We start from the raw sequence: 26,226 nt of genomic DNA, 5'->3' as shown, positions 1-26,226 counted from the left end.
GCCCCGACCGCCGACGGCGGCCGTGCGATCATCACAGCCTTACGGCGCGACGGGCGCCGGCAGCGGACGGACCGGGGGACAGCCGTGTGGAATCCGTGGCGGCGACGCCCTTCGGCGAGGGCGCGGCGGCTGCTCGACGCGACGGGCGTCGACCGACGGGAGCTCGACGACACCACCGACCCGGCGGTCTGCCGGGAGGCGGCGTTCCGGGCGGTCCGGGGCGGGGGCGCAGGACCCGGCCTGATGCTGGGCGCGATCGAGGAGCTGCTGGCCGACGAGGCGGACCACGAGTTCGCGGTGACCGCGCTGGAGTGTGTACAGAACCTGGTGTCCCACGGGCTGCCGGGCATCGTGCCGGCCCGGGACGCCGAGGCCGCGCTGGGGCCGCGCAGCGCGGTGTGCTGGCGGGCACTGGCGGACTTCTGGGCGGAGGTCGCCGCCTGGTGCGCGGACAGCGGGCGCCCGCCGAAGGCCGCCGACGAGCTGCTCCGCATCGAGCACCCGCAGCTGCGGCTGCTGCTGTGGACGTCGAACCGCTCGCTGGCGGACGGCCGCCGGATCGGCCTGGCCGACGCCGTCCACTTCGAGAAGGCGGTCGGCTCGGCCGTCCCGGGGTTCAGCCACCTCGCGCTCGCCCTGGAGGCCACCGGGCAGGGCTGACCCGCCCGGTGGCCCCGGCGGGTCAGTGGGCGAGGACGTTGACGACGTCGCCGATGACGATGACGGCGGGCGGGCGGACACCCTCCGCGGCCACCGTGGCGGCGACGGTGGCCAGGGTGGCGTCGATGCGGCGCTGCGCGGCGGTGGTGCCCTCCTGGACGACGGCGACCGGGGTGTCGGCGGGGCGCCCGCACTCGACCAGCTTGGCGGCGATGTCGCCGATCTTGTCGACGGCCATCAGCAGCACCAGGGTGCCGCTCATCCGGGCGACCGCGTCCCAGTTGGTGAGTGAGCGCTCACCGGGGCCGACGTGACCGGAGATGACGGTGAACTCGTGGGTCATCCCGCGGTGGGTGACCGGGATGCCGACAGCGGCCGGGACGCTGATCGAGCTGGAGATGCCGGGGACCACCGTCACCGGGATGCCGGCCTCGGCGCAGGCGAGCAGCTCCTCGCCGCCGCGCCCGAAGACGTACGGGTCGCCGCCCTTGAGCCGGACCACGAACTTCCCGGCCTTGGCATGGTCGATCAGGGTCTGGTTGATCGCCTCCTGGGCCATGAAACGGCCGTACGGGATCTTGGAGGCGTCGATGACCTCGACGTGCGGGGGCAGCTCGGCGAGCAGTTCGCGGGGGGCGAGCCGGTCGGCGACCACCACGTCCGCGTCCGCGAGCAGGCGGCGCCCGCGCACGGTGATCAGGTCCGGGTCGCCGGGGCCGCCGCCGACCAGGGCCACGCCGGGGATCCGCTCGCGGTACTGGCGGGCAGTCAGCGAGCCGTCCCGCAGGCTGTCCACGATGGCGTCCCGGAGCCCGGCGGAGTGGCGCGGGTCGCCGGTGAGCACGGCGACGGTGGCGCCGCCGTCCCGGCCGCTCGCCGGGGTCCAGGCGGTGGCGGCGGAGGCGTCGTCGCTGCGGGCGCAGAACACCCGCAGACGCCCGGCCTCGGCGGAGACCGCGGTGTTGACGGCCGGGTCGTCGGTGGCGACCAGCGCGTACCAGGTGTCGGCCAGGTCGCCGTCGGCGTAACCGCGCCGGTGCCAGGTCAGCTCGCCGGCGTCCGCCATGGCCTGCACGGCGGGGGTCGTGGTCGGCGATATCAGCTGGATGTCCGCACCTGCGGCGATCAGCGCGGGCAGCCGGCGCTGGGCGACCTGGCCGCCGCCGACCACGACCACACGGCGGCCGGCGAGCAGCAGACCGACGGGGTACGGGGTGAGGCCCTCGGTGCTGGGGTGGGGCTTGGGCGCGGTCATCGGCGGTGCTCCTGGGTGGGTGGAGGTTGGTACGGCGTACAGCGGTGCCCCGTACCGGCGCGCCCTCGGGCCGGTACGGGGACTGCGGGAGGCCTCAGGCCTTCTCGGTGACCCCGGCGGAGTCGAAGGTGGCTACATCGTGCATCGCGCGGGCCGCACTCTGCACCAGCGGCAGGGCCAGCAGGGCGCCGGTGCCCTCGCCGAGCCTCAGATCGAGGTCGATCAGCGGGCGCAGGCCGAGCTTGGCCAGCGCGGCCTGGTGGCCGGGCTCGGCGGAGCGGTGACCGGCGATGCAGGCGGCCAGTACCTCGGGGGCGATCGCCTTGGCGGCGAGCGCGGCGGAGCCCGCGATCACCCCGTCCAGCACCACCGGGGTGCGCAGCGAGGCGGCGCCGAGCAGGAAGCCGGCGATGGCCGCGTGCTCCAGGCCGCCGACGGCGGCCAGCACGCCGATCGGGTCGGCCGGATCGGGCTGGTGCAGGGTGAGGGCCCGGCGCACGACCTCGACCTTGCGGGCGTGGGTCTCGTCGTCGATACCGGTGCCACGGCCGGTGACCTCGGCCGGGTCGGTACCGGTGAAGACCGAGATCAGCGCGGCGGACGCGGTGGTGTTGGCGATGCCCATGTCGCCGGTGATCAGCACCTTGTTGCCGGCCGCGACCAGGTCGCGGGCGGTCTCGATGCCGATCTCGATCGCCTTGAGCGCCTCCTCGCGGGTCATCGCCGGGCCCTGGGTCATGTCGTCGGTGCCGGGCTTGACCTTGCGGGGCAGCAGACCGGTGGTGCGGCCCTGCTGGACGGGCTCCGGGAGATCGGCCTTGACGCCGACGTCGACCACGCAGACCTCCGCGCCGACCTGGGCGGCGAAGGCGTTGACCACCGCTCCCCCGGCCAGGAAGTTGGCCACCATCTGGCCGGTCACCTCCTGCGGCCAGGGGGTGACGCCCTGGGCGTGCACGCCGTGGTCACCGGCGAAGATCGCCACGCAGGCGGGCTCGGGGATCGGCGGCGGGCACTTGCGGGACAGGCCGCACAGCTGCGCGGCGATTATCTCCAGCATGCCGAGCGAGCCGGCCGGCTTGGTCATCCGCTTCTGCCGGTCCCAGGCCTCGCCGAGGGACTTGGCGTCCAGCGGGCGGATGCCGCGCAGGGTGTCGGAGAGCAGGCTGTGCGGCTCCTCGCCGGGCAGCGCGCGGTTGCCGTACTGCTCCTCGTGGACCACCCAGGCCAGCGGGCGCTTCTTCGCCCAGCCCTGCTGCTGCAGCTCGGGCTCGTCCGGGAAGGCGTCGACGTAGCCGACGCAGAGGTAGGCGACGACGTCCAGGTGCTCGGGCAGGCCGAGCTCGCGGATCATCTCCTCCTCGTCGAAGAAGCTCACCCAGCCGACACCGAGGCCCTCCGCGCGGGCGGCCAGCCAGAGGTTCTCGACGGCCAGCGCGGCGGAGTAGGGGGCCATCTGCGGCTGGGTGTGCCGGCCGAGGGTGTGCCGGCCGCCGCGGGTGCGGTCGGCGGTGACCACGATGTTCACCGGGGTCTCGAGGATGGCCTCGATCTTGATTTCCTTGAACTGCTTGGCCCGGGCCTTGGGCAGCGAGTCCGCGAAGGCCACCCGCTGGCGCTCCGCCAGCCGGTGCATCTTCTGGCGGGTCTTCGCGGAGCGGATGACCACGAAGTCCCACGGCTGGGAGTAGCCGACGCTGGGGGCGGTGTGGGCCGCCTCCAGAACGCGGATCAGCACCTCGTGCGGGATCGGGTCGGGGCGGAAACCGTTGCGGATGTCGCGGCGCTCGCGGATCACCTGGTGGACGGCCTCGCGGCCGGCCTCGTCGTAGCCGGGGGCGGCGGGGCCGCGCTCGACGGCGGGCTGCTCCTCTGCGGGGGCCTGCTCCTGCACGGGGGCCTGCTCCTCCGTGGGGGCGTGCTCGACGGCCTCGGCGGCGGCACCGTCCGCGGCCGCGGTCGGCTCGGTGTCGGCCGGCTCGACGGCCTCGGCCGGGGGCTGCTCGGCGGGCTGATCGGCCTGCGGCTCGGCGGGCTGCCCCACGGGCTCCGCCGGGGCGGAGCCGGGCTCGGCGGCCGCCGGGGTCTCGGCCGCCGGAGACTCGGCGGCGGGGGTCTCGGCGGCCGGCTCGGGCTGGGGTTGGGCGGGCTCGGGGGACGGCTCGGCCGCGGCGGGCTCGGGGCTCGGCTCGGGTACGGACTCGACGGCCACCGGCTCGGTCTCGGCCGCGACGGGCTGCGGCTGCGCCTCGGGGGCGGTCACGGCGGGGGCGACGGGCTCGGTGAGCAGGTCGCCGGTGCCGGCGGCCACCGGGGAAGCAAGGCCGGTGCCGTCCACCGGCGGCGCGGCCTCGACGACGGGCAGGCCGTGCGGCGCGGGGGCGGCCAGGAAGGCCGAGATCCTCCGGTGCTGGGGGGCGGACGGGGAGGCCTGCGCGGGGATCGTGGCCTGGACCGTCTCGACGGCGGGGGCCTCGGCCTGCTCGGCCGCGGCCGGCTGGGCCGGGGCCACGGGCTGGGACTCGGGGAGCGGCGCGGGGGTCGGCCCGCCCGCGCCGGCGAAGACCGGTTCGACGAAGACCGGGGCGACCGGCGCGACGGGCGCGAGCGGAATGGCGACGGGCGCCGGGGCCTCGGCGGCGGTCTCGGCCACCGCCTCCGGCAGCGCTTCGGTGACCGGCTCCGGCGCGACCGGTGCCAGGGGCTCGGGCCGGGGCTCGGCGACGGCCTCCACCGGCTGGTCGGCGGGGACCTCGGCGGGCGCCACCGGGGCTGCGGCCACCGGCTCCACGACCTGCGCGGCCGGCTCCTCGACGACCGGGGCCGCCACCGCGGGCACCTCGACGACGACGGGCACCTCGACGGCGGGCATCACGACGGCGGGCACCTCGACGGCGGGCACCTCGACAGCGGGCGCCGCGGCCATCGGGAGCTCGACCGCGACGGCCTCCGCCACCGGCTGGGCCGGCTGCACCGGCGCGGGCGGGGCGATCGGCTCGGCGACCGGCGGCGCCACCGCGACCGGGGTACCGAACGCCGGGGTGCCGCCCGGGTACGCCTGCGGGTCCGGGTTGCCGGAGGGACCGCGGTCGGCCAGTGAGCGGACCGGGACGTGGCCGGTCATCAGCGTCGGGTCCGGGATCGGCGGCCCGGCGTGCAGCGGCCGCCGGACGGGCTGAGCGGGCGTCATCGGTGCCTGGGCCTCGACGGCCGGCGCGGCCGGCGCGGCGGGTGCCTGGGCGGCGACCGGCTCCTGAGTCTGGGCCTGCACCTGCAGCTGCACCTGGGCCTGGTCGTACGCCTGCGGGACCACCGGTTCCGCGGCGACCGGCGGCGCCGGCGGCTCCGCGGCGAACACCTCGGCGACCGGCAGCGGCGGGTTCAGCGGCGGCCAGGACGGCTCGACCGGGACGCCCGCGGGCTGCGGCTCGGCGACCGTCCGCAGCGCCATGGTGTCGTGGACCGGCATCGCGGCCTGCGGCTGGACGGGCGTGACCACCGGGTGCTCCATCACGTTGACGGTCTCCACCGCGCCGATCAGCTGCTCGCCCCAGGAGCCCTGCGGGCCGGGCATCAGCAGCTCGTCCTCCTCCTCGTCCAACTGGTCGAGGAAGGTGTACGCGGGGCGGGGCTCGGCGGCCCAGGCCTGGCCGGGTGGCTGCGCACCGGGCATGGGGGTGCCCTCCGGCGAGCCGAGCGGGTCGGCACCGCCGTGCGGCTGCTCCGGTACTCCCGCGCTCGGGACGTGGCCGCCATCGGTCATGTCAAAGCTCCTTCCAGGCCGCTTTCGCGCCCTCGGCGGCACGGCCATGACCGCAGCGCCCAACTCCGCTGGGGCGGGACCGCGGACGGCCCGCCCCTCCACCTACTGGCGGCCGCCGCGCACACGGCGGCCGTCGGCTCCGGCGCGCTGCTCCACCCCTGGCGGCGCGACGGCCCTGCCGGGCTGGCGCACCGTCAGGAACAACGACGGCCCGGGGCAACCGGCACGATCTCACCGGAACCCTGCGACATTCTTCCGGCCCGGCCCGCATCGCGTCGAATGCGTCCAGGATGTGTCGATACAGGTTGCACCGCGTCAAATAGGTGTCAACCAGTCCGGATCGGACACGACCCACCCATGAGCACAGCCCGGACGCCACCCTACCGGCCGGGGCCGACGCTCTCCCGACCCGGCGTCCGGATGCGACGTGGATCACCGTCCGGGGCCGCGCTGCGGGGGCGGCTCATCCGGCTTTGCCCCAGAGCAGGAGGGTGTGGTCCGCCGGTCCGAAGGAGGGGCGGTCGCGGTCGGCACGCGCCGGTGCGAGCGGCGCGGACTGCAGCAGCGCGCCGTCCACCCGGTATCCGGCGGCCTCGGCGATCCGCCGGAGCTCACCGGCCTCGGCCAGGTTGCGGGCCACCGCGACCAGCCGCCCGGGCCGCCGGGCGACGACCGACCTGACCAGCTCGGCCCCACCGGACTCGACCAGGACTGCGTCGGGCTCCGGCAGTCCGCCCAGCGCCTCGGGCCCGTCGCCCTGGACGACCTCCACCTCGACCGCGTGGCGGCGGGCGGCGGCGGTGATCCGGGCGCAGACGGCCGGGTCGGCCTGGACCGCGACCACGGCCGCGCCGAAGTGCGCGATGTCGACGGCGAGCGCCCCACTGCTGCCGCCGACCGTCCAGACCAGGTCACCGGGCACGGCTCCGAGGCGGGCCAGCGCCAGCGCACGGACGTGCTCGGGCAGCGCGCGCTCCTCGTCCTGTGCGCCGTCCTCCGCGTCGGCCTGCGGCTCGGCGCCGGCGTACGCCGGGGCGGGCAGCGCCCAGCCGCGCTCCGGCGCGGGGAAACCGACCGGGCGACCGGCGAGCCAGCCGGCCGCCTCGGTGATGTTGTTCGGTACGTTGCCGCCGATCACCAGCACCACGCTCGGATCGCGCCAGTCGTGGTCCGGCACCCGGTCCGAGGTCAGGACGGTGACGTCCTCCTCCGGGGTGCCGAGCGCCTCGCAGACCACGAAGGTGCGGTGCACCCCGCGGAGCATCAGCGCGAGCTCCGCGGGGCCGGCGTCGGCGGTGGTGAGCACGGCGACCTTGGGGTGCGCCCGGCAGACGTTGGCGGCCCGGCGCAGCCGGCCGCCGTGGGCGGAGACCACCTGGGCGTCCTCCCAGGCCATCCCGGCCCGGGCGAAGGCGGTGGCCACCGAGGAGACCGCGGGCAGGACTTCGAGCTCCAGCCCGTACTCGGGGCGGCGCAGCGTGCGGACCACCCCGAAGAAACCGGGATCGCCCTCGGCCACCACCACGGCGGTACCGCGGTGCTCGGCGAGCCGGTGCGCGGCGGCGGCGATGCTGCCGAGCGCGATGCGCTCGGCGCCGGCCGGTACGGGCAACGCGTTGAGCTGGTACGGCGCCCCCGCCACCAGGGTCGCGCCGGCGAGCGCGGATGCCGCCGCCTCGGTGAGCGGGGTTCCGTCCCACCCGATGACCGTGATCCGGTCAGCCATCTGCGGCTGTTCTCCTCGCCTGGTCCGCCCCGTTGCAGGGCCCGGCTGCTGACAGTTCTCGGCGGAGCGACTCGACGCCCGGGAACCGTCCGTCCGGACCCTCGGGCGGCCGGTCTCGGCACGCCCCAGGAGAGGCTACCGGGTGCGCTCCCCCGCGCGCCGCAGGGCCGTACGGCCGTGCGCCCGGCGCACCCGCCGACCGGGCCCCTCGGCCGGTCGCCCGGCAGGTCAGTCGCTCAGCAGGTGGCGCGGCTCGGCCCAGTCCGGCTCCGGCACGTCCAGATCCTCCGGAAGCAGGCTCCAGAGGATCAGGTCGGTCCGGGACTCGCCGCCGCGGCGGGCCGTGCCCCGGTCGCCCTGGGTCCCGTCGTCCCGGACCGTCCAGGCGCTGCGCAGCACGCCCTCGCTGATGCAGCCGGTCTTCTGGGCGACCTGCTGGGCGGCGGTGTTCCCGGCGGCGGTCCGCAGTTCCAGGCGGTGGAAGCCACGGTCCTCGAACAGCCACTGCGCGACACCGAGGACGGCCTCGGGAGCGTAGCCCTCGCCGCGGGCCCAGGGCGCGGTGATGTAGGTGATCTCGGTGGAGCCCAGGCGCCAGTCGGTGCCACCGAGCTCGACCGTGCCGACCACCCGCTGGGTGAGGTGCTCGGTGACGACGAAGGCGATGCCCCGGCCCTCGGCCCGGCGGGCCGGTGACAGCTGCCGGATCCACTCCCATGCGTGCGCCTCGGTGAAGGGCTGCGGGACGGCCGTCCAGGCGTTCACCTGGTCGTCGGCCATCATCGACACCAGGCTGGCGGCGTCGGAGTCCGCGGGCGGGCGCAGCAGCAGCCGGTCGGTGCTGATGGCTGTCTCGGGGAAGCTCGCTGCCATTGCCGTCTCTCCTCGCCGGTCGTGGACACACGGTACGCCGCGCCCCTCCTCGGGCGTGCCAGGGTACCCGCTGTCCGTCGACGGCCCGTCAGGTACGCCGCCGTTGTGGCGACGGCTCGTCAGATTCGTCCCCGACCGCGCCGCGTCCCCTGCATACTGCACGACCGGGCCCCCGCCGGGTGTCGGCGGGGGCCCGGTCGTCAGGGTGTGCGGGCGGCTCAGAAGGCCGGGATGACGGAGCCCTGGAAGGTGTCGTCGATGTACTTCTTCACCTCGGCGGAGTGCAGCAGCTCGGCCAGCTTCTTGACCCGCGGGTCGGCCTCGTTGCCCTTCTTGACGGCCAGGATGTTGGCGTACGGGTTGCCCGCGGCCTTCTCCAGCAGGATGGCGTCGGTGGCGGGCTTGAGGCCGGAGTCGAGGGCGTAGTTGCCGTTGATGACGGCGGCGTCCAGGTCGTCCAGGGCGCGCGGCAGCTGGGCCGCCTCCAGCTCCTTGAACTTGAGGTTCTTGGGGTTGGTGGCGATGTCCTGGACGGTGGCGGCGGTGCCCGCGCCGGCCTTGAGGGTGATCACGTTGCTGTCGGCGAGCAGCTTGAGCGCCCGGCCCTCGTTGGTGGCGTCGTTCGGGACGCCGACCTGGGCGCCGTCCTTGAGGTCGCCGACGGCCTTGGCCTTCTTGGAGTAGACGCCGAGCGGCTCCAGGTGGACCGGCTCGACCGGGACGACGGTGGTGCCGTTCTTCTGGTTGAAGTCGTCCAGGTACGGCACGTGCTGGAAGTAGTTGGCGTCCGCGGAGCCGTCCTGGACCGCCGTGTTGGGGGTCACGTAGTCGCTGACCACCTTGATGTCCAGCTTGAGTCCCGCCTTCTGCGCCAGGTTGTCCTTCACGTACTGGAGGATCTGGGCGTGCGGGGTGGGGCTGGCGACGACGGTCAGCGCCTTGTTCGGGTCGGCCGAGGCGCCGGCCGGCGAGGAGCCGGAGCTGCCGCAGGCGGCGAGCGAGAGGGCGAGGCCGGCGGTGGCGATGACGGTGGTGGTCTTCAGGACGTTACGCACGAAAAGTGCCTTTCTGCGGGGTTGCGGTCGGCCGTCCGGGCCGTGGGTGACGGACGTGCGGCCTGGTTCTCGCCGGGCCCTGGGTCGGGCCGGCGGGGTCAGTGGGAGATGAGCTCGTCGTCGTCGGCGCTGCGGCGGCGGCGGCCGAAGAGCAGGCCGAGCGGGCTGGGGTACGAGCCGCGGTGGGAGAGGTGGCGGGCGATCCGGTCGCCGATCAGCTGGAGCACCGTCACGATGACGACCAGCTCGGCGACGATCACCCACATGAAGGTGGTCTGGAAACGCAGGTAGCCGTAGCGGTACGCCAGGTCGCCGAGGCCGCCGCCGCCGACCACGCCCGCCATCGCGGAGTAGCCGATCAGGGCGATCACCGTGGTGACGGCGGAGGCCACCAGCGCGGGCAGCGCCTCCGGCAGCAGGGTCTTGCGGACGATCGTCCAGGTCGAGCCGCCCATCGACTGGACGGCCTGGACCAGGCCGGGGTCGACCTCGCGGACGGAGGTCTCGACCAGGCGGGCGAAGAACGGGATGGCGCCGACCGTGAGCGGCACCGTCGCGGCCTGCCACCCGATGCTGGTGCCGGCGATCAGTTTGGTGAAGCTCGCCAGCGCGACGATCAGGATGATGAACGGTAGTGAGCGGCCGATGTTGACCACGGCGCCGAGCACCCGGTTCACCGGCAGGTTCTCCAACTGGCCGCCGCGGTCGGTCAGGACCAGCAGCAGGCCCACGGGCAGGCCGAGGATCACGGTGGCGACCGAGGCCACCCCGACCATCTGGAGCGTCTCCCAGGTGGCGGGCCACATCAGGTCCTGCATCTGGTCCCAGGTCAGGGTGTTGCTCATGCCACCGCTCCGTTCGCCCCAGCGAGCACGTCCACCTGCAGGCCCTGCTCGCGCAGGAAGCCGATCGGCACCACGTTGTCCTGGTGGCCGCCGGGCAGTTCGACCCGCATCCGGCCGACCATCCGGCCGGCGATGGTCTCGACCGCGGCACCCAGGATGTTGATGTCGATCTGGTAGGTGCGGGCCAGTTGGGAGATGAAGGGCTGGGCCGGGGTGTCGCCCTGGAAGGTGACCTCGACGACGGTGTGGCCGGGGTGGCCGGAGCCGAAGTCGCCGAGCGGGAAGAGTTCCCGGGCGAGCTCGGAGCCCTCGGAGGCGAGCAGGTCGGTCAGGGCGCCGGACTCGACCACCCGGCCGCCGCGCATCAGGGCGGCGGAGTCGCAGACGGACTTGATGACGTCCATCTCGTGGGTGATCAGGAGCACGGTGAGGCCGAGCTGCTGGTTGAGGTCGCGCAGCAGGGCGAGGATGGAGCGGGTGGTCTCCGGGTCGAGCGCCGAGGTGGCCTCGTCGGAGAGCAGCACCTTGGGGTCGCCGGCCAGGGCGCGGGCGATGCCGACGCGCTGCTTCTGGCCGCCGGAGAGCTGGCTCGGGTAGCTGCGCGCCTTGTCGGCGAGGCCGACCAGGTCGAGCAGCTCGGCGGCGCGGCGGCGGCGCTGGGTGCGGTCCTGGCCGATGATCTCCAGCGGCAGTTCGACGTTCTCCTGCACGGTGCGCGAGGAGAGCAGGTTGAAGTGCTGGAACACCATGCCGATCCGGCGGCGGGCCTCGCGCAGCTCGCGCCCGGCCCGGTGCTCGCTGCCGGAGAGCGCGGCGAGGTCGAGGCCGTCCACGGTGACGGTGCCGGAGCTGGGCCGCTCCAGCATGTTGACGCAGCGGATGAGGGTGGACTTGCCGGCGCCGCTGGTGCCGACGACGCCGTAGACCTCGCCCTGGCGGACGTGCAGGTCGACGCCGTCGAGAGCGGTGACCTCGCGGCCCCGGGAGCTGTAGACCTTTCTCAGGTCCTTGGTGGTGATCACAGCTGCTTCCGTTGTTCGTGGGCGGACGGCCTGGAAGGCGGCACGCCGATGGCGGTCAGCGGCATGCCGAGCACGCCGGTGCAGGTGAAAGGGGGTCAGCTTCTGTCGTACGCCGCCCGTGGCCGCCGAGCGGCGACAACGTGCGTGGAAAGGCCCCAACCGGTCATCGGTGACCGGTGGGCGGATACGCCTGGAACGGCGCGCGGGGGATTACTCGCTTCGGGGCGCGAGCGGGGGGACGGTGGCCCTCAGCAGTGACACATTCGACGGCACACGCATCGCTCGCCTGCCGGCGCGGTGCCGGTGGGGATGCATTTCGTCGTCGCAGTCATGGACGCAAGTAAATCAGACATAGGGACGCCGTCCCAATGATCAGGACTTGCTGTCCGGAATACGGACACGACCCTTGCGTACCAAGGCCGACGGCGCCCGGCCTCAGGAGAGGCGGGCGCCGTCGGCGGGGCGGAGGTCAGGCAGCGAGCGAGGTCGCGACCGGCTTCTCCAGGGTGACGATGCTGAGCCGGCGGGAGACCTCCCGCACGGCGGTCTGCCGGTATCCCTGGCGGGCGTACAGACGCAGGTTGGCGAGGCTGCGGTGACCGGTGAAGAGGGCGAACGCGCTGACCGCGTGCTCGGCGGTCAGCCGGCCCTCGACGGCGTCCAGCAGGCGGCGGCCCAGGCCGTGCCGCTGGATCCGCGGGTGCACCACCAGGCGGCCGATGTGCCCGACGCCCTGCTCGTCCACCCAGCCGCGCACCGTACCGACGACCTCGTCGCCGAGGCGCGCCACCAGGACGTGCCGCTCGGCGATCTCCTCGCGCATGCTGTCCAGGGTCTGGGTCAGCGGGTCGATCGACCAGTCCGAGTACAGCTCCGCCTCGCTCTGGTAGCCGAGGTACTGGAGCTTGAGGATCTGCTCCGCGTCCTGCTCGGTCGCTGCCGAGATGCTCACACTCATGCCCATGTGCGGGGCCTCCCCATGGATCGTGTCCGGCGCGACGAGTGAGGGTCTCGCACCGGCCGCCTGCCGAGGTGTGCCCGGACGGGGATCGGCCCGGCCCGGGGGAAAGCGCACGGACGCCCCTCCGGACGGCACAACCGCCCGCCGGGACCGGACCAGCACTCACGCTCAGTATCCGGAACCGGGGACGACCGTCAAGAGCGGCGTTCGCCACCGCTCTACCCAGCCGTCGACCGCTCTCAACCTCCCGGCTGCCCGACGTGGCGAGCGTCACTCACCCTTCACCCGGCCGCCACTCCTCCCGCCGGGCCGCCAGCAGCGCCCGCAGGCAGCCCAGGCAGCGGGATCTGGTGGGGCCCAGCGAGCCACGGGGCACGCCGAGCCGGGCGGCCAGCTGCCGGTACGTCAGCTCGGGCGACTCGGCCAGGGCCGCCAGCAGCTCCGGGCAACGGCCGGGCAGGGCGGCGAGCGCCCGTCGCACGGCGCGGCGGAGTTCGGCCCTGGCGAGCTGCAGCGCCGGATCGAGGTGACGCTGTGTCACCTTCGGGACGGGGATCTCCACCGCACCCGCGCGGGCGGCCAGGGCCTCCCGGACGGCCAGGCCGCGGAGCCAGGCGGCGGGGGCCGCCGGAAGCCGGCCGGCCGCGGCCCGTTCCAGGGCCCCGAGCCAGACCGACTGCTCCAGATCCTCGGGATCCGTCCCGCTGCCCCGGGCCAGCGCCGCCAGGAACGGCCGCAGCTCGCGGCGCAGCTCGGAGACAGGAATCACACCCGGTATGACCTCCCCCGCGGCCTGCCGGACACGGCCGGGGCCCGCCGACCACTCGCACGGGCACGCCCGGCGGCGGAGCGCCCCGGCCGGGAGCCGTCGGAGGTCCCGCCCGCCGGCGGATCGTCGGAACCCGGGCCGGGCGCGCGGGCGCGCCGAAACGCGCAGTTCCCCGCGCCCCTGGGGGCGCGGGGAACCTGACGGGTGGCCGCGGAGCGGCCGAGCCCGGCCGGGCGACGTCGGCGGCGTCCCGGGTGTCAGCCCTGGACCCACTCCTGCTGGGTTGCCAGGTCGGCCTTGATCTCGGCCAGTTGGACGGCGACGGCGCTGGGGGCGGTGCCGCCGCGGCCGTTGCGGGAGGCGATGGCGCCGTGGACGCTGAGGACGGAGCGGACCTCGGGGGTGAGGTGCTCGGAGATCTCGGCGAACTGCTGGTCCGTCAGGTCGGAGAGCTCGATGCCCCGGCCCTCGCAGACCTTGACGCAGGCACCGGCCACCTCGTGCGCCACCCGGAACGGGACACCCTGCTTGACCAGCCACTCGGCGATGTCGGTGGCCAGCGAGAAGCCTGCCGGGGCCAGCTCCTCCAGCCGCTCGCGGTGCACGGTGAGGGTGGCCATCATGCCGGTGAAGGCGGGCAGCAGGACCTCGAGGGTGTCGCAGGAGTCGAAGACCGGCTCCTTGTCCTCCTGCAGGTCGCGGTTGTACGCGAGCGGCAGGGCCTTGAGGGTGGCCAGCAGGCCGGTGAGGTTGCCGATCAGGCGGCCGGACTTGCCCCGGGCCAGCTCGGCGATGTCCGGGTTCTTCTTCTGGGGCATGATCGAGGAGCCCGTGGAGAAGGCGTCGTGCAGCGTGATGAAGCCGAACTCCTTGGTGTTCCAGATGATCACCTCCTCGGCGATCCGGGAGAGGTTGATCCCGATCATCGCCGTCACGAAGGCGAACTCGGCGACGAAGTCCCGCGAGGCGGTGCCGTCGATCGAGTTGCCGACCGAGCCGCCCTCGAAGCCCAGGTCGGCCGCGACGGCCTCCGGGTCGAGGCCGAGCGAGGAGCCGGCCAGCGCACCGGAGCCGTACGGGGAGACGGCGGTGCGGGTGTCCCACTGGCGCAGCCGCTCGGCGTCGCGGCCGAGGGCCTGCACGTGCGCGAGGACGTGGTGGGCGAACAGGACGGGCTGCGCGTGCTGCAGGTGGGTGCGGCCCGGCATCGCGGTGTCCGGGTGGGCCTCGGCCAGGCCGACCAGGGCGTGCTGGAGGTCCAGTACCAGGCCACCGATGATCTTCGCGTGGTCCCGCAGGTACATCCGGAAGAGTGTGGCGATCTGGTCGTTGCGCGAACGCCCGGCGCGCAGCTTGCCGCCGAGGTCCGGACCGAGCCGCTCCAGCAGACCGCGCTCCAGGGCGGTGTGCACGTCCTCGTCGGCGATGGTGCCGGTGAAGGTGCCGGCGTCGACGTCGGCGAGCAGCCGGTCGAGTCCGGCCAGCATGCCGGCCAGTTCCTCGTCGCTCAGCAGGCCGGCCTTGTGCAGGACCTTGGCGTGCGCCTTGGAACCCGCGATGTCGTACGGCGCGAGGCGCCAGTCGAAGTGCACCGAGGCGGAGAGCCTGGCCAGGGCCTCGGAGGGGCCGTCGGCGAAGCGCGCGCCCCAGAGTCGGACGTCTGCGGTCTGGTCGGACGACATCGCGTGGGCTCCTTGCCGGTGAGGGGGAGGTCCCGGCTGCCGGGGGGAGCAGCCGGGACCGGGAGGGGTTGGTCAGGACAGGTCGCGGCGGGCCGCGATCTTGGAGGAGAGACCGAAGATCTCGATGAAGCCCTTGGACATCGACTGGTCGAAGGTGTCGCCGGTGTCGTAGGTGGCCAGGTTGAAGTCGTACAGCGACTGGTCGGACTTGCGCCCGTTGACCACCGCGCGGCCGCCGTGCAGGACGAGCCGGATGTCGCCGGAGACGGACTGGTTGGCCTCGTTGACGAAGCCGTCCAGGGCGCGCTTGAGCGGGGAGAACCACAGACCGTCGTAGACCAGCTCGGCCCAGCGCTGCTCGACCTGCCGCTTGTAGCGGGCCAGCTCGCGCTCGACGGTGACGTTCTCCAGGGCCTGGTGGGCGGTGATCAGGGCGATCGCGCCGGGGGCCTCGTAGATCTCGCGGGACTTGATGCCGACCAGGCGGTCCTCGACCATGTCGAGGCGGCCGACGCCCTGGGCACCGGCCCGCTTGTTGAGCTCCTCGATGGCCTGGAGCACGGTGACCTTGCGGCCGTCGATCGCGACCGGGACGCCCGCCTCGAAGGTGATGATCACCTCGTCGGCCTCGCGCGGGGTGGCCGGGTCCTGGGTGTACTCGTAGACGTCCTCGATCGGGGCGTTCCAGATGTCCTCCAGGAAGCCGGTCTCGACGGCCCGCCCGAAGACGTTCTGGTCGATCGAGTACGGGGACTTCTTGGTGGTGGCGATCGGCAGGCCCTTGGCCTCGGCGAAGGCGATCGCCTTGTCCCGGGTCATCGCGTAGTCGCGGACCGGGGCGATGCACTTCAGGCCCGGCGCGAGCGAGTTGATGCCGACCTCGAAGCGGACCTGGTCGTTGCCCTTGCCCGTGCAGCCGTGGGCGACGGTGGTGGCGCCGTGCTTCTGCGCCGCGGCGACCAGGTGCTTGACGATGGTCGGCCGGGACAGCGCCGAGACCAGCGGGTACTGGCCCTGGTAGAGGGCGTTGGCCTTGATCGCCGGCAGGCAGTACTCGTCGGCGAACTCCTCACGGGCGTCCGCGACCTCGGCCTCGACCGCGCCGCAGTCCAGCGCGCGCTGGCGGATCTTCTCCAGGTCCTCGCCGCCCTGGCCGACGTCGACCGCGACGGCGATGACCTCGGCGCCGGTCTCCTCGGCGATCCAGCCGATGCAGACGGACGTGTCCAGACCGCCCGAGTAGGCGAGTACGACGCGCTCGGTCACGGCTTTCTCCTTCACAAAGGGTGCGTACAGGGCAGGGGAACGGCGCTGTGCGGGATCCCATGCGGCGTTAGGCATAAGTATGCATCACCGCGTATGAAACGCCAAACCCCGTTTCCGGCGGACGTGCCGCCCGGCCGGGCGGCCGGGCCGGGCTACTGGACCTTGGCCTGGGCCAGCTGCATCAGGTGGTCGGCCAGCGCCTGGCCGCCGGCCGGGTCGCGGCTGATCAGCAGCACCGTGTCGTCACCGGCGATGGTGCCGATGACCTCGTACACCTCGGCGGCATCGATCGCCGAGGCGAGGAACTGCGCCGCGCCCGGCGGGGTGCGCAGCACCACCAGGTTGCCGGAGGCGGTGGCGGAGACCATGAGCTCGCCCGCCAGCCGGGCCATCCGGCCCTCGCTGGCGGACTCGCCCATCGGCGCGCGCGGCGTGCGGTCGCCGCCCTCGGCCGGGACGGCGTAGATGAGCGCGCCGTCCCGGTTGCGGATCTTCACCGCGCCCAGCTCGTCCAGGTCCCGGGAGAGGGTGGCCTGGGTGACCACCAGTCCGTCGTCGGCCAGCAGCTTGGCCAGCTGGCTCTGCGAGCGGACGGGCTGACGGGTCAACAGGTCCACGATCCGCCGGTGGCGAGCGGTGCGGGTCTGCGGGACCTGCGACGTCGGCCCGGCGGCGGACTGGTCGGAGTGGGGAGCGGTCATACGATGATTCTCCTGGACTGCGCTCAGCTGTTCGCGTCGGGGGCGGACTCCCGCACCGACCGGAGGATCTCCGGCAGGGCGCTCAGGAAGCTGTCCGCCTCCTGTTCGGTCAGCACCAGGGGCGGCACCAGCCGTACGGCGTCCGGTACCGCCGCGTTCACCAGGAAGCCGGCCTGCTGCGCGACGGCCTGCACCTTGGCGGCCACCGGCTCGGTCAGCACGATGCCCAGCAGCAGGCCCGCGCCGCGGACGTGGGCGACCAGCGGGTCCCCGATCGCCTCGATACCGGCCCGCAGCCGCTCGCCGACCTTCCGCACGTGGTCCAGCAGGCCCTCGGACTCGATGGTGTCGAGCACCGCCAGGCCCGCCGCGGCGACCACCGGGTTTCCGCCGAAGGTGGTGCCGTGGTGGCCCGGGTGGAGCAGGTCCGCCGCCGGGCCGAAGGCGACCGTGGCGCCGATCGGCAGACCGCCGCCGAGGCCCTTGGCCAGGGTGACGACGTCCGGCTCGACGCCCTCGAAGGCCTGGTGGGCGAACCAGTGGCCGGTGCGGGCGATGCCGGTCTGGATCTCGTCCAGGACCAGCAGGGTGCCGGTGGCGCGGGTGATCTCGCGGGCCGCGCGGAGGTAGCCGTCGGGCAGCGGGATCGCCCCGTTCTCGCCCTGGATCGGCTCCAGGAAGACCGCGGCGGTCTCGGTGGTGACGGCGGCCCGTAGCGCCTCGACGTCACCGAAGGGCACGTGCAGGACGTCACCGGGCAGCGGGCGGAACGGGTCCTGCTTGGCGGGCTGGGCGGTGAGCGAGAGCGCGCCCATGGTCCGGCCGTGGAAGGCGCCCTGGACGGAGATCAGCTGTGTCCGGCCGGTCAGCCGGCTGATCTTGAACGCGGCCTCGTTGGCCTCCGCGCCGGAGTTGCAGAAGAACACCCGGCCCTCGCGGCCGAACAGCTGGAGCAGCCGCTCCGCGAGCCGGACGGTCGGCTCGGCGATGAACAGGTTGGACACATGGCCCAGGGTCGAGATCTGGCCGGTGACGGCCTCGACGATCGCCGGATGGGCGGTGCCGAGCGCGTTCACCGCGATGCCGCCGACCAGGTCCAGGTACTCCTTGCCGTCCGCGTCCCAGAACCGCGAGCCCGCGCCGCGCACCAGCGGCACCCGCGGGGTGCCGTAGTTGTCCATCAGCGCGCCCTGCCACCGCTCGGTGATCTCGGTGTTGCCGCCGGTCATGCCAGTCCCCCCAGTACGGGCGCCTCGTCGTCGGGGACGACCATGGTGCCGATGCCTTCGTCGGTGAAGATCTCCAGGAGCAGGCTGTGCTGCACCCGGCCGTCCAGCACGCGGGCCGTGCCCACGCCGGAGCGGACGGCGCGCAGGCAGCCCTCCATCTTCGGGAGCATGCCGCTGGCCAGGCCGGGCAGCATCTCGTCCAGCTCGGTGACGGAGAGCTTGCTGATCACGTCGTCCGAGTTCGGCCAGTCGCGGTACAGGCCCTCGACGTCGGTGAGGATCACCAGCATCTCGGCGCCGAGCGACACCGCCAGTGCGGCGGCGGCGGTGTCCGCGTTGATGTTGTAGACGTGGCCGTCGGCGCCGCGCGCGATCGAGGAGATCACCGGGATCCGGCCGTCCCCGATCAGCGCCTTCACCGCGCCGGGCTCGATGTGGACGATGTCGCCGACCAGCCCGATGTCGACCTGCTCGCCCTCCACCACGGCGTACCGCTTGACCGCGGTCATGGTGTGGGCGTCCTCGCCGGTCATGCCGACCGCGAACGGGCCGTGCCCGTTCAGCAGACCGACCAGCTCGCGCTGCACCTGGCCCGCCAGCACCATCCGCACCACGTCCATGGTCTCCGGCGTGGTGACCCGCAGACCCGCGGTGAAGGAGGACTCCAGTCCGAGCTTCTCCAGCTGGGCGCTGATCTGCGGGCCGCCGCCGTGGACGACGACGGGGTGCAGGCCGGCGTAGCGCAGGAAGACGACGTCCTGGGCGAAGGCCGCCTTCAGGTCCTCGTCCACCATGGCGTTGCCGCCGAACTTGATCACGATGGTCTTGCCGTGGAAGCGCTCCAGCCAGGGCAGCGCCTCGATCAACGTGCGGGCCTTGGGCAACGCGGTGTTGTTACGGGCCTGTTCGCCCTTGGGTGCGATCTGCACGGTGTCCCCCGGATCAGGTCGAGTAGGCGCTGTTCTCGTGCACGTAGTCGGCGGTCAGGTCGTTGGTCCAGACGCTGACCGCGGCCGGGCCGGCCTTGAGGTCCGCGGTGATGACCACCTCGCGGTCCTTCATCGAGACCAGGTTGCGGTCCTCGCCGACGCTACCGTCACGGCACACCCAGACGCCGTTGATCGCGACATCCAGCCGGTCGGGGTCGAAGGCCGCGGCGGTGGTGCCGATCGCGGCCAGCACCCGGCCCCAGTTCGGGTCCTCGCCGTGGATGGCGCACTTGAGGAGGTTGTTGCGGGCCACCGTACGGGCGACCTCGACGGCCTCCTCCTCAGTGGCGGCGTTCACGATGTCGATCCGGATGTCCTTGCTCGCGCCCTCGGCGTCGCCGATCAGCTGGCGGGCCAGGTCGGCCGAGACGGTCCGGACGGCCTCGGCGAACTCCGCCCCGTCCGGGACGACGCCGGAGGCGCCGGAGGCGAGCAGCAGCACGGTGTCGTTGGTCGACATGCAGCCGTCGGAGTCGATCCGGTCGAAGGTGGTGCGGGCACCGGCGCGCAGCGCGGCGTCCAGCGCCGGGGCCTCGACGGCAGCGTCCGTGGTGATCACCACCAGCATGGTGGCCAGGCCCGGGGCGAGCATGCCGGCGCCCTTGGCCATCCCGCCGACCGTCCAGCCCGCGGGGCTGGTGAACTCGGCGGTCTTGTGCACGGTGTCGGTGGTCTTGATGGCGATCGCGGCCGCCCGGCCGCCGTCCGCGTCGAGGGCCGCCACGGCCTGCTCGACGCCCGGCAGCAGGATGTCCATCGGCAGCCGCTCGCCGATCAGGCCGGTGGAGCAGACCGCCACCTCGCCGGCGCCGGTGTCCAGCTGCTCGGCGACCTTCTCGGCGGTGGCGTGGGTGTCCTGGAAGCCCAGCGGGCCGGTGCAGGCGTTGGCGCCACCGGAGTTGAGGACGACGGCGGTGAGCCGGCCGGCCTTCAGGACCTGCTCGGACCAGAGCACCGGTGCGGCCTTGACCCGGTTGGAGGTGAAGACACCGGCCGCGGCGAACGACGGGCCGTCGTTGACGACCAGGGCGAGGTCCGGGGTGCCGGAGGCCTTGATGCCGGCGGTGACACCGGCTGCTCGGAAGCCCTTCGCCGCCGTCACGCCTACGTTCTGACTGTCGGTCACGGTGCGACTCCGTTCAGCGGAAGGCCCAGCTCCTCGGGGAGGCCGAGGGCGATGTTCATGCTCTGCACCGCGCCGCCGGCGGTGCCCTTCACCAGGTTGTCGATCGCGCTGATCGCGATGATCCGCCCGGCGTGCTCGTCCAGGGCGACCTGGACCAGCGCGGCGTTGGAGCCGTAGACCGAGCTGGTCTGCGGCCACTGCCCCTCGGGCAGCAGGTGGACGAAGGTCTCGCCCGCGAACGCCTCGGCGTACGCGGCGCGCAGCGACGCGGCGGTGGTGCCGGGCCGGGCCTTGGCACTGCAGGTCGCCAGGATGCCGCGGGGCATCGGGGCGAGGGTCGGGGTGAAGGAGACGGTGATCTCCTCCCCCGCGATCGGGCCGAGGTTCTGCGCCATCTCCGGGGTGTGCCGGTGGCCGCCGCCGACGCCGTACGGGCTCATCGAGCCCATCACCTCGCTGCCGAGCAGGTGCGCCTTGACCGCCTTGCCCGCACCGGAGGTGCCGGAGGCCGCCACGATCACGGCCTCGGGCTCGGCGAGCCGGGCCGCGTACGCCGGGAAGAGCGCCAGGGACACGGCCGTCGGGTAGCAGCCCGGGACGGCGATCCGCTTGCTGCCCTTGAGCGCGGCCCGGTGGCCGGGGAGCTCCGGCAGGCCGTACGGCCAGGTGCCGGCGTGCGGGGAGCCGTAGAACCGCTCCCAGGTGGCGGCGTCCTTCAGCCGGAAGTCCGCGCCGCAGTCGACCACCAGCACGTTCTCGCCGAGCGCCTCGGCGACGGCGGCGGACTGGCCGTGCGGCAGGCCGAGGAAGACGATGTCGTGCCCGGCGAGCACCTCGGGGGTGGTCGGCTCCAGCACCCGGTCCGCCAGCGGGAGCAGATGCGGCTGCAGCCCGCCGAATCGCGCCCCGGCGTTGGAGCCTCCGGTCAGCGCCCCGATCTCGATCTCGGGGTGGCCGAGCAGCAGACGCAGCACCTCGCCACCCGCGTACCCACTGGCGCCGGCGACGGCGACTCGCAATGCCATGGCGTTCCTCTCTCGAACTTGGCATGAATATACGCAGCACGGAACATTCATGCAAGAACCCACATGTAAGGGTACCCTAAGTATGCACCTGGGGGTGGCTCCCGCGGACCGCTCGGAGGTCGACCGCCCGCCTGCTCAGGCCCGCTCCAGCCGGTCGGCCAGAGCCAGCAGCTCGGGCAGGCGCAGCACCCGGCCACCGGAGCCCGGCAGCGGGACGTGCAGCGGCTCGGTCCAGCGGGTGGGGACGGCGTCGAGCCCGTACACCGCACCCGCGAGGCCGCCGGCCACCGCGGCGACGGTGTCGGTGTCCCCGCCGAGGTCGATCGCCGCGCGCAGGGCGCCCTCGAAGGAGTCGGTGGTGCGCACGGCCCAGACGGCGGAGCCGAGGCACGGCCAGACCGCGCCGTTGAACTCGGTGGCCAGGCCCGGGTGCCAGTCGGGCGCGAGCACGGCCGCGTAGCGGTCACGGTGCTCGGGGTGGACGTCGTCGAGGACGGACGGCAGGGCCGCGAGCGGGTCGGCGCCGTCCAGCGCACCGCGCCGGCCGCGCGCAGGCTGCGGGTCACCGTGGCCTCCGTGGCCACCGGTCAGTTCCGCACGGCGCGCAGGACCACGAACTTCGGGTTGCTCGCCACGACTTCGCAGTTGCCGAAGAGGCGGCGCAGCTTCACGTGGTAGACCAGGTGCCGGTTGCCGACCACCCAGAGCTCGCCGCCGGGGCGCAGCGCGTCGCGGGCGCCGAGGAACATCCGCCAGGCGGTGGCGTCGGTGGTCGCCTGGTGGGTGTGGAAGGGCGGGTTGTTGAGCACCAGGTCGACCGAGCCCGGCGCGACGCCCGACAGACCGTCGCCGACCCGGAAGTCCGCCGCGGCGGCGGGGACGGTGTTGGCCCGGAAGGTGGCCTCGGCGGAGGCGACCGCCTGGTGCGACTCGTCGACGAACAGCAGCCGCGCCTCGGGGTTGGCGAGCGCGGCGGCCGTCCCGACCACGCCGTTGCCGCAGCCGAGGTCCACCACGTCCAGCGGGCCGCGGCGCTGCGGGAGGTGCTGCAGGAAGAACCTGGTCCCGATGTCGAGGCGCTCGGCGCAGAAGGTGCCCGCGTGGTTGGTGACGGTGCGTCCGGAGAGCGGGCCGATGCCGGCGGGCAGCGGGTAGCTGTGCGGCCAGGGGTTGGCGGTCGGAGCCGGCCGCGGGTCCGGTGTGCAGTGGATCAGCCGGGCCTTGCGGACCGCCAGCGAGGTGCGGGTCGGCCCGAGGATCCGTTCGAAGAGGGTGAGCGTGGAGGTGTGGATCTCGGTGACCATGCCGGTGCCGGCCACGACGGTGCCCGGGTGGACGGCCGGGGCCAGCCGGTGCAGCTGGTCCTCCAGCAGGGCCAGGCTCTTGGGCACCCGGATCAGCAGGACGTCGATCCGCTCGGGCACCTCGTCCCTGGTGGACAGCAGCCGGACGGCGTCCGGGTCGGCGCCGCTGCGCCGCAGGTTGGCGCGGGTGGCCTGCTGGCCGAGGTGGGAGTCGCTGATCTGTACCGGCCGGTGGGCGGCCAGCGCGGTGGCCAGCGCGCCCCAGCGGTCGCCGACCACGACGACGGTGCCGGTCAGGTCGGTGGGCGGTCCGTCGTCGATTCCGGCGAGGTGTCGCAGCAGGTAGTCGTCGGCGGCGTCCCAGGCGCGGAGCCGGTCGCGCGGGTCCTCGGGGAAGCGGGTGAGGTCGAGCTCGCCCCAGGGCGTCGTGAAACGGTTCATCGTGCCCTCAGGCTAGCCGAGCCCCGGGCCCGCCCGGCCCGCCGGACGGGGTCGGCGGTTCAGGGCCGGGGGACACCGTGGCCGAGCCCCGGGCCGTCCGGGACGACGCCGAGGCGGGTCTCGGTGCGGTAGTGGTCGCGGGTCCGTTCGGCGAGGCCGCGGTACTCCTCGCCGTGGGCCTCCTGGAACGCCCGGTACGCCGCCTCGTCGGCCCAGCGGTCCAGGACCAGGTAGCGGCCACCGCCGACCCGTTCGAACAGGTCGGTGCCGAGGTACCCGCGGCCGCGGCCGAACAGCCGGACCCACGCGCCCGAGGCGCCGTACACCTCCTCGAAGCGGGACCGCTGCTCCTCGGCCACCTCGTAGTCGTACACCAGGACGTACACCGCCACCTCCTCGCTCCGCTCCGCACGGTACGCCGTCCGGCACCCGATCCCGGCGGGGCGCGCGGGGGCGCGCGGGGGTGCCGGGCCGGACGGGCCGTCAGGCTGGCGCGGCAGTCCGCGAGACTCCCGCCGTTCGACGTCTTTCGCTAGTTTGTTCGCCGACACTCGCAGATCAGCCGCCCGAACACGACGGAGAGCACCGCCTTCCATGGACGCCACCCAGCCCGCCGACAGCCCGCAGACCCCCGAGGCCCGGCCGGACCCGGTCTGCTACCGGCACACCGCGCGGGAGTCCCACGTGCGGTGCACCCGGTGCGACCGCTACATCTGCCCGGACTGCATGCGCGAGGCCTCGGTCGGCTACCAGTGCCCGGAGTGCGTGAAGGCCGGCAACCAGGGCATGCGGCAGGTCCGGACGCAGTTCGGCGGCCGGGTGGGCGGCGCCCCCTACGTCACCTACGCGCTGATCGTCCTGAACGTGCTGGCCTACCTGGCGGAGCTGGCGAAGTCGACGGTGATCGACGACTTCGCCATGCGCGGGCTGGCGGTGGTCGGCCCCGACGGCGGCTACTACCTCTACCACGGCTTCGTCCTGCCGGCCGACTTCCACGCGGTGGGCGTCGCGGACGGCGAGTGGTACCGGCTGATCACCTCGGCCTTCCTGCACCAGCTGCCCACCGAGGGGCGGTTCGGGATCGCCCACATCCTGATGAACATGTTCTCGCTGTGGGTGATCGGCCGGGTCGTCGAGGAGCGCCTGGGCGCCGTCCGCTACCTGGCCGTCTACCTGCTGTCGGCGCTCGGCGGCTCGGCCCTGGTCTACCTGCTGCAGCCGACCGGCGCCGCCGTCGGCGCCTCCGGGGCGATCTTCGGCCTGACCTCCGCGTACTTCGTGCTGAGCCGGCGTCTGCACCACGATCCGCTGGGCGGCAACCGGCAGATGGTCAGCCTGGTGATCTGGCTGGTCGTCTCGGCGGGCATCACCTCGTGGCAGGGGCACCTGGGCGGGCTGCTGACCGGCCTCGCCACCGGCGCGGTACTGGCCTTCGCGCCGGCGAAGCAGCGCACCGCCGTGCAGGTGGCCGGGCTGACGGCCACCCTCGCGGTGCTGGTGGTGCTCGTGGTGCTCAAGACCGTCGACCTCGCCGACGCCAACCCCTGGCTGGCCGGCTAGGGCCGGCGGCGCCGTGGAGCCGGTGGGGCCGGGTAGCGTCGGGGACATGGACATCGTTCGGCCGACCCTGCGCGGCCACGCCGTGACCCTGCGGCCCGCCATCGAGGCGGACATCCCGGCGCTGGCCGCCGTCCGCGCCACGCCCGAGGTGTACGAGCGCTGGCGCGGCCGGCCCGACCTGGCCGCCGAGGTCGCCGAGGAGCTCGCCGACCCCGCCACCCCGACCCTCGCCGTCGAGTACGCCGGCCGGGTGGTCGGCGCGATCCAGTGGCACGCCGAGGAGGAGCCGGACTACCGGCACGCCGGTATCGACGTCTACCTCGACCCCGCGGTGCACGGCCGGGGCCTGGGCACCGACGCCGTCCGCACGCTCGCCCGGTACCTGCTCACCGACCTGGGCCACCACCGCCTGGTGATCGACCCGGCCGCCGACAACGCCGCGGCCATCGCGTGCTACCGGAAGGTCGGGTTCCGACCGGTCGGCGTGATGCGCCGCTACGAGCGCGGGGCGGACGGCAGCTGGCACGACGGCCTGCTGATGGACCTGCTGGCCGACGAGCTCACCTAGGGCGCCCGACCCGGCGTCAGGCTCCGTCGACCGCCCCCGCCAGCAGCTCGACCGCCCGCGCCAGCCGCCGCTCCGACAGCCCGCCGTAGCCGAGCGCCAGCGCCGCGGGGCCGGCGCTCAGCCGCATCGGCGCGACCGGCTCCACCCGCACGCCGCGGGCCAGCGCGCCGGCCACCACGTCCTCCTCCCGGCTGCCGGGCGGCAGTTCGAGGTACAGGTGCAGGCCGGCCGCGACCCCGCGCACCTCGGCGGCCGGCAGGTGGCCGCGCAGGGCGTTCACCAGGGCGTCCCGGCGCCGCCGGTAGCCGGCCCGGACGGTCCGCAGGTGCCGGTCGAAACCACCGCCGGACAGCAGTTCGGCGAAGGCGAGCTGCTCGATCACCCCGGTGCCCAGGTCGGCGTACCGTTTGGCCTCGACGAACTCCCCGGCCAGCCGGGCCGGCAGGACGGCCCAGCCGAGCCGCAGCCCCGGCGCGAGCGACTTGCTGAGCGAGCCGAGGTGCACCACGTGGTCCGGGGCCAGGCCCTGCAGGCAGCCGACCGGCTCACGGTCGTAGCGGAACTCGGCGTCGTAGTCGTCCTCGATCACCAGCGCGTCGTTCGACCGCGCCCAGCGGATCAGTTCGGCCCTGCGGCGGGGTGCCAGCACCACGCCCGTGGGGTACTGGTGGGCCGGCGTGACCAGGACCACCGTGGCGTCGGTGGCGGCCAGCGCCGCCACGTCCAGGCCGTCGCGGTCGACCGGGACGCCCACCGGGTCCACGCCGTACGCGCGCAGCAGGGCGAGCGTGCCCGGCGAGCAGGGGTCCTCGACGGCGTACCGGCGGTGCCCGTGCGCGGCCAGCACCCGGATCAGCAGCGCCAGGCCCTGGGCCACGCCGTCGACCACCACCGGCTCGCCCGGCCCGGCCGCCGCCGCGCGCACCCGCCCGAGGTGGCCCGCCAGTTCGGCCCGCAGCTCCGGCAGGCCCCCCGGGTCGCCGTAGCCGAGCCGGCCGTGCGGGGCCGCGGCGAGGGCGCGCCGGGTGGCGGCCAGCCAGGCCGCGCGGGGGAAGGCCGCCAGGTCGGGGGTGCCCGGCTTCAGGTCGTAGTCGGGCACCGGCTCCGGCGACCCGGCCGGCCGGGCCGGGGCGGACGCCGCGACCCCGGGCGCGACCCGGGTGCCGGATCCGTGCGCGCCCACCAGGTAGCCCTCGGCGACCAGCTGGGCGTACGCCTCGACCACCACCCCGCGCGAGAGCCCGAGTTGGGCCGCCAGAGCCCTGGTCGCCGGCACCCGGGCGCCGGCCGCCAACCGGCCGGCCCGGACGGCCGCGCGCAGCCCGCGGGTCAGCTGGCCGGTGAGGTCGCCCAGGGCATGGTCGACCGGGACGAGCAGCTCTGCCACAGTGGTCCTTTCCCCAGCA

The 26,226-nt window shown here is 74.1% G+C and carries 22 protein-coding genes and 1 pseudogene; 3 read left to right on the top strand and 20 right to left on the bottom strand.

Translation table 11 applies throughout. The features are described from left to right. The first annotated feature begins 84 nt into the window (after positions 1-84). On the top strand, positions 85-660 hold the full coding sequence (locus OG871_RS31230) for a hypothetical protein (RefSeq protein WP_371501345.1): 576 nt from the start codon (positions 85-87) through the stop codon (positions 658-660). A 22-nt stretch (positions 661-682) separates the two neighbouring features. Here the strand turns inward: OG871_RS31230 and cobA are convergent, their stop codons facing one another. The 19 genes and pseudogenes from cobA to OG871_RS31135 form a co-directional block, all read right to left on the bottom strand. Beyond that, positions 683-1,915 carry a uroporphyrinogen-III C-methyltransferase gene (gene cobA / locus OG871_RS31225; protein WP_371501344.1) on the bottom strand — a complete coding sequence of 411 codons (1,233 nt, stop codon included), beginning with the start codon at positions 1,913-1,915 and terminating at the stop codon, positions 683-685. A gap of 94 nt (positions 1,916-2,009) precedes the next feature. Beyond that, positions 2,010-5,678: a nicotinate-nucleotide--dimethylbenzimidazole phosphoribosyltransferase gene (gene cobT / locus OG871_RS31220; RefSeq protein WP_371501343.1), complete on the bottom strand. Its 3,669-nt coding sequence runs from the start codon at positions 5,676-5,678 to the stop codon at positions 2,010-2,012. Between the two features lie 463 nt (positions 5,679-6,141). Then, the gene (cbiE, locus tag OG871_RS31215) at positions 6,142-7,404 is read right to left on the bottom strand and encodes a precorrin-6y C5,15-methyltransferase (decarboxylating) subunit CbiE (protein WP_371501342.1); all 1,263 of its coding nucleotides are present in this window, start codon (positions 7,402-7,404) and stop codon (positions 6,142-6,144) included. Between the two features lie 228 nt (positions 7,405-7,632). Continuing rightward, entirely contained in the window at positions 7,633-8,277 is a 645-nt protein-coding gene (locus OG871_RS31210; RefSeq protein WP_371501341.1) for a GNAT family N-acetyltransferase, read from the bottom strand. A gap of 218 nt (positions 8,278-8,495) precedes the next feature. Then, entirely contained in the window at positions 8,496-9,332 is an 837-nt protein-coding gene (locus OG871_RS31205) for a MetQ/NlpA family ABC transporter substrate-binding protein (RefSeq protein ID WP_371501340.1), read from the bottom strand. Between the two features lie 98 nt (positions 9,333-9,430). After that, positions 9,431-10,165, bottom strand: coding sequence for a methionine ABC transporter permease (locus tag OG871_RS31200; RefSeq protein WP_371503480.1), 735 nt, complete (start codon positions 10,163-10,165; stop codon positions 9,431-9,433). 8 nt (positions 10,166-10,173) lie between these two features. After that, positions 10,174-11,199, bottom strand: coding sequence for a methionine ABC transporter ATP-binding protein (locus OG871_RS31195; protein WP_371501339.1), 1,026 nt, complete (start codon positions 11,197-11,199; stop codon positions 10,174-10,176). A 469-nt stretch (positions 11,200-11,668) separates the two neighbouring features. Next, positions 11,669-12,163, bottom strand: coding sequence for a GNAT family N-acetyltransferase (locus OG871_RS31190; protein ID WP_371501338.1), 495 nt, complete (start codon positions 12,161-12,163; stop codon positions 11,669-11,671). 271 nt (positions 12,164-12,434) lie between these two features. Then, positions 12,435-12,929 (bottom strand): RNA polymerase sigma factor, encoded by a 495-nt coding sequence (locus tag OG871_RS31185; RefSeq protein ID WP_371501337.1) that lies wholly within the window; start codon positions 12,927-12,929, stop codon positions 12,435-12,437. 257 nt (positions 12,930-13,186) lie between these two features. Then, positions 13,187-14,611 (bottom strand): argininosuccinate lyase, encoded by a 1,425-nt coding sequence (gene argH / locus OG871_RS31180; RefSeq protein WP_371501336.1) that lies wholly within the window; start codon positions 14,609-14,611, stop codon positions 13,187-13,189. A 72-nt stretch (positions 14,612-14,683) separates the two neighbouring features. After that, the gene (locus OG871_RS31175; protein WP_371501335.1) at positions 14,684-15,877 is read right to left on the bottom strand and encodes an argininosuccinate synthase; all 1,194 of its coding nucleotides are present in this window, start codon (positions 15,875-15,877) and stop codon (positions 14,684-14,686) included. A gap of 152 nt (positions 15,878-16,029) precedes the next feature. After that, on the bottom strand, positions 16,030-16,578 hold the full coding sequence (locus OG871_RS31170) for an arginine repressor (protein WP_350638527.1): 549 nt from the start codon (positions 16,576-16,578) through the stop codon (positions 16,030-16,032). A gap of 23 nt (positions 16,579-16,601) precedes the next feature. After that, entirely contained in the window at positions 16,602-17,807 is a 1,206-nt protein-coding gene (locus OG871_RS31165) for an acetylornithine transaminase (protein WP_371501334.1), read from the bottom strand. Then, positions 17,804-18,736 carry an acetylglutamate kinase gene (gene argB, locus OG871_RS31160; protein WP_371501333.1) on the bottom strand — a complete coding sequence of 311 codons (933 nt, stop codon included), beginning with the start codon at positions 18,734-18,736 and terminating at the stop codon, positions 17,804-17,806. Before argB ends, OG871_RS31165 begins: the two co-directional genes overlap by 4 nt. A 13-nt stretch (positions 18,737-18,749) precedes the next feature. Beyond that, on the bottom strand, positions 18,750-19,922 hold the full coding sequence (gene argJ / locus OG871_RS31155; protein WP_371501332.1) for a bifunctional glutamate N-acetyltransferase/amino-acid acetyltransferase ArgJ: 1,173 nt from the start codon (positions 19,920-19,922) through the stop codon (positions 18,750-18,752). Further along, positions 19,919-20,947, bottom strand: a complete 1,029-nt coding sequence (gene argC, locus OG871_RS31150) for an N-acetyl-gamma-glutamyl-phosphate reductase (RefSeq protein WP_371501331.1) — start codon at positions 20,945-20,947, stop codon at positions 19,919-19,921. Before argC ends, argJ begins: the two co-directional genes overlap by 4 nt. A 135-nt stretch (positions 20,948-21,082) precedes the next feature. Then, positions 21,083-21,478 (bottom strand): annotated as a pseudogene (locus tag OG871_RS31145) (ADP-ribosylglycohydrolase family protein); the annotation flags it as partial. Between the two features lie 56 nt (positions 21,479-21,534). Further along, positions 21,535-22,692: a methyltransferase gene (locus OG871_RS31140; RefSeq protein ID WP_371501330.1), complete on the bottom strand. Its 1,158-nt coding sequence runs from the start codon at positions 22,690-22,692 to the stop codon at positions 21,535-21,537. Positions 22,693-22,751: 59 nt separating this feature from the next. Further along, complete coding sequence (locus OG871_RS31135; RefSeq protein WP_371501329.1) at positions 22,752-23,078, bottom strand: antibiotic biosynthesis monooxygenase; 327 nt, start codon at positions 23,076-23,078, stop codon at positions 22,752-22,754. Positions 23,079-23,286: 208 nt separating this feature from the next. Here OG871_RS31135 and OG871_RS31130 point away from each other — a divergent pair, with 208 nt between their 5' ends. Both OG871_RS31130 and OG871_RS31125 read left to right on the top strand, forming a co-directional pair. Beyond that, positions 23,287-24,252 (top strand): rhomboid family intramembrane serine protease, encoded by a 966-nt coding sequence (locus tag OG871_RS31130; RefSeq protein ID WP_371501328.1) that lies wholly within the window; start codon positions 23,287-23,289, stop codon positions 24,250-24,252. A 46-nt stretch (positions 24,253-24,298) separates the two neighbouring features. Next, on the top strand, positions 24,299-24,820 hold the full coding sequence (locus OG871_RS31125; protein ID WP_371501327.1) for a GNAT family N-acetyltransferase: 522 nt from the start codon (positions 24,299-24,301) through the stop codon (positions 24,818-24,820). 16 nt (positions 24,821-24,836) lie between these two features. Here the strand turns inward: OG871_RS31125 and OG871_RS31120 are convergent, their stop codons facing one another. Then, on the bottom strand, positions 24,837-26,207 hold the full coding sequence (locus OG871_RS31120) for a PLP-dependent aminotransferase family protein (protein ID WP_371501326.1): 1,371 nt from the start codon (positions 26,205-26,207) through the stop codon (positions 24,837-24,839). Positions 26,208-26,226: the final 19 nt, after the last annotated feature.

The organism is Kitasatospora sp. NBC_00374 (genome assembly GCF_041434935.1).
GTDB lineage: Bacteria > Actinomycetota > Actinomycetes > Streptomycetales > Streptomycetaceae > Kitasatospora.
This window is presented reverse-complemented; position numbering and strand designations above follow the sequence as displayed.

Bases quoted from the DNA above. Each gene is read 5' to 3' on its own strand.
- OG871_RS31170 (WP_350638527.1), bottom strand. From the start codon at position 16,578: ATGACCGCTCCCCACTCCGACCAGTCCGCCGCCGGGCCGACGTCGCAG.
- OG871_RS31190 (WP_371501338.1), bottom strand. From the start codon at position 12,163: ATGGGCATGAGTGTGAGCATCTCGGCAGCGACCGAGCAGGACGCGGAG.
- cobT (WP_371501343.1), bottom strand. From the start codon at position 5,678: ATGACCGATGGCGGCCACGTCCCGAGCGCGGGAGTACCGGAGCAGCCG.
- argC (WP_371501331.1), bottom strand. From the start codon at position 20,947: ATGGCATTGCGAGTCGCCGTCGCCGGCGCCAGTGGGTACGCGGGTGGC.
- OG871_RS31140 (WP_371501330.1), bottom strand. From the start codon at position 22,692: ATGAACCGTTTCACGACGCCCTGGGGCGAGCTCGACCTCACCCGCTTC.
- cobA (WP_371501344.1), bottom strand. From the start codon at position 1,915: ATGACCGCGCCCAAGCCCCACCCCAGCACCGAGGGCCTCACCCCGTAC.
- OG871_RS31165 (WP_371501334.1), bottom strand. From the start codon at position 17,807: ATGACCGGCGGCAACACCGAGATCACCGAGCGGTGGCAGGGCGCGCTG.
- argH (WP_371501336.1), bottom strand. From the start codon at position 14,611: ATGTCGTCCGACCAGACCGCAGACGTCCGACTCTGGGGCGCGCGCTTC.
- OG871_RS31125 (WP_371501327.1), top strand. From the start codon at position 24,299: ATGGACATCGTTCGGCCGACCCTGCGCGGCCACGCCGTGACCCTGCGG.
- cbiE (WP_371501342.1), bottom strand. From the start codon at position 7,404: ATGGCTGACCGGATCACGGTCATCGGGTGGGACGGAACCCCGCTCACC.
- OG871_RS31130 (WP_371501328.1), top strand. From the start codon at position 23,287: ATGGACGCCACCCAGCCCGCCGACAGCCCGCAGACCCCCGAGGCCCGG.
- OG871_RS31210 (WP_371501341.1), bottom strand. From the start codon at position 8,277: ATGGCAGCGAGCTTCCCCGAGACAGCCATCAGCACCGACCGGCTGCTG.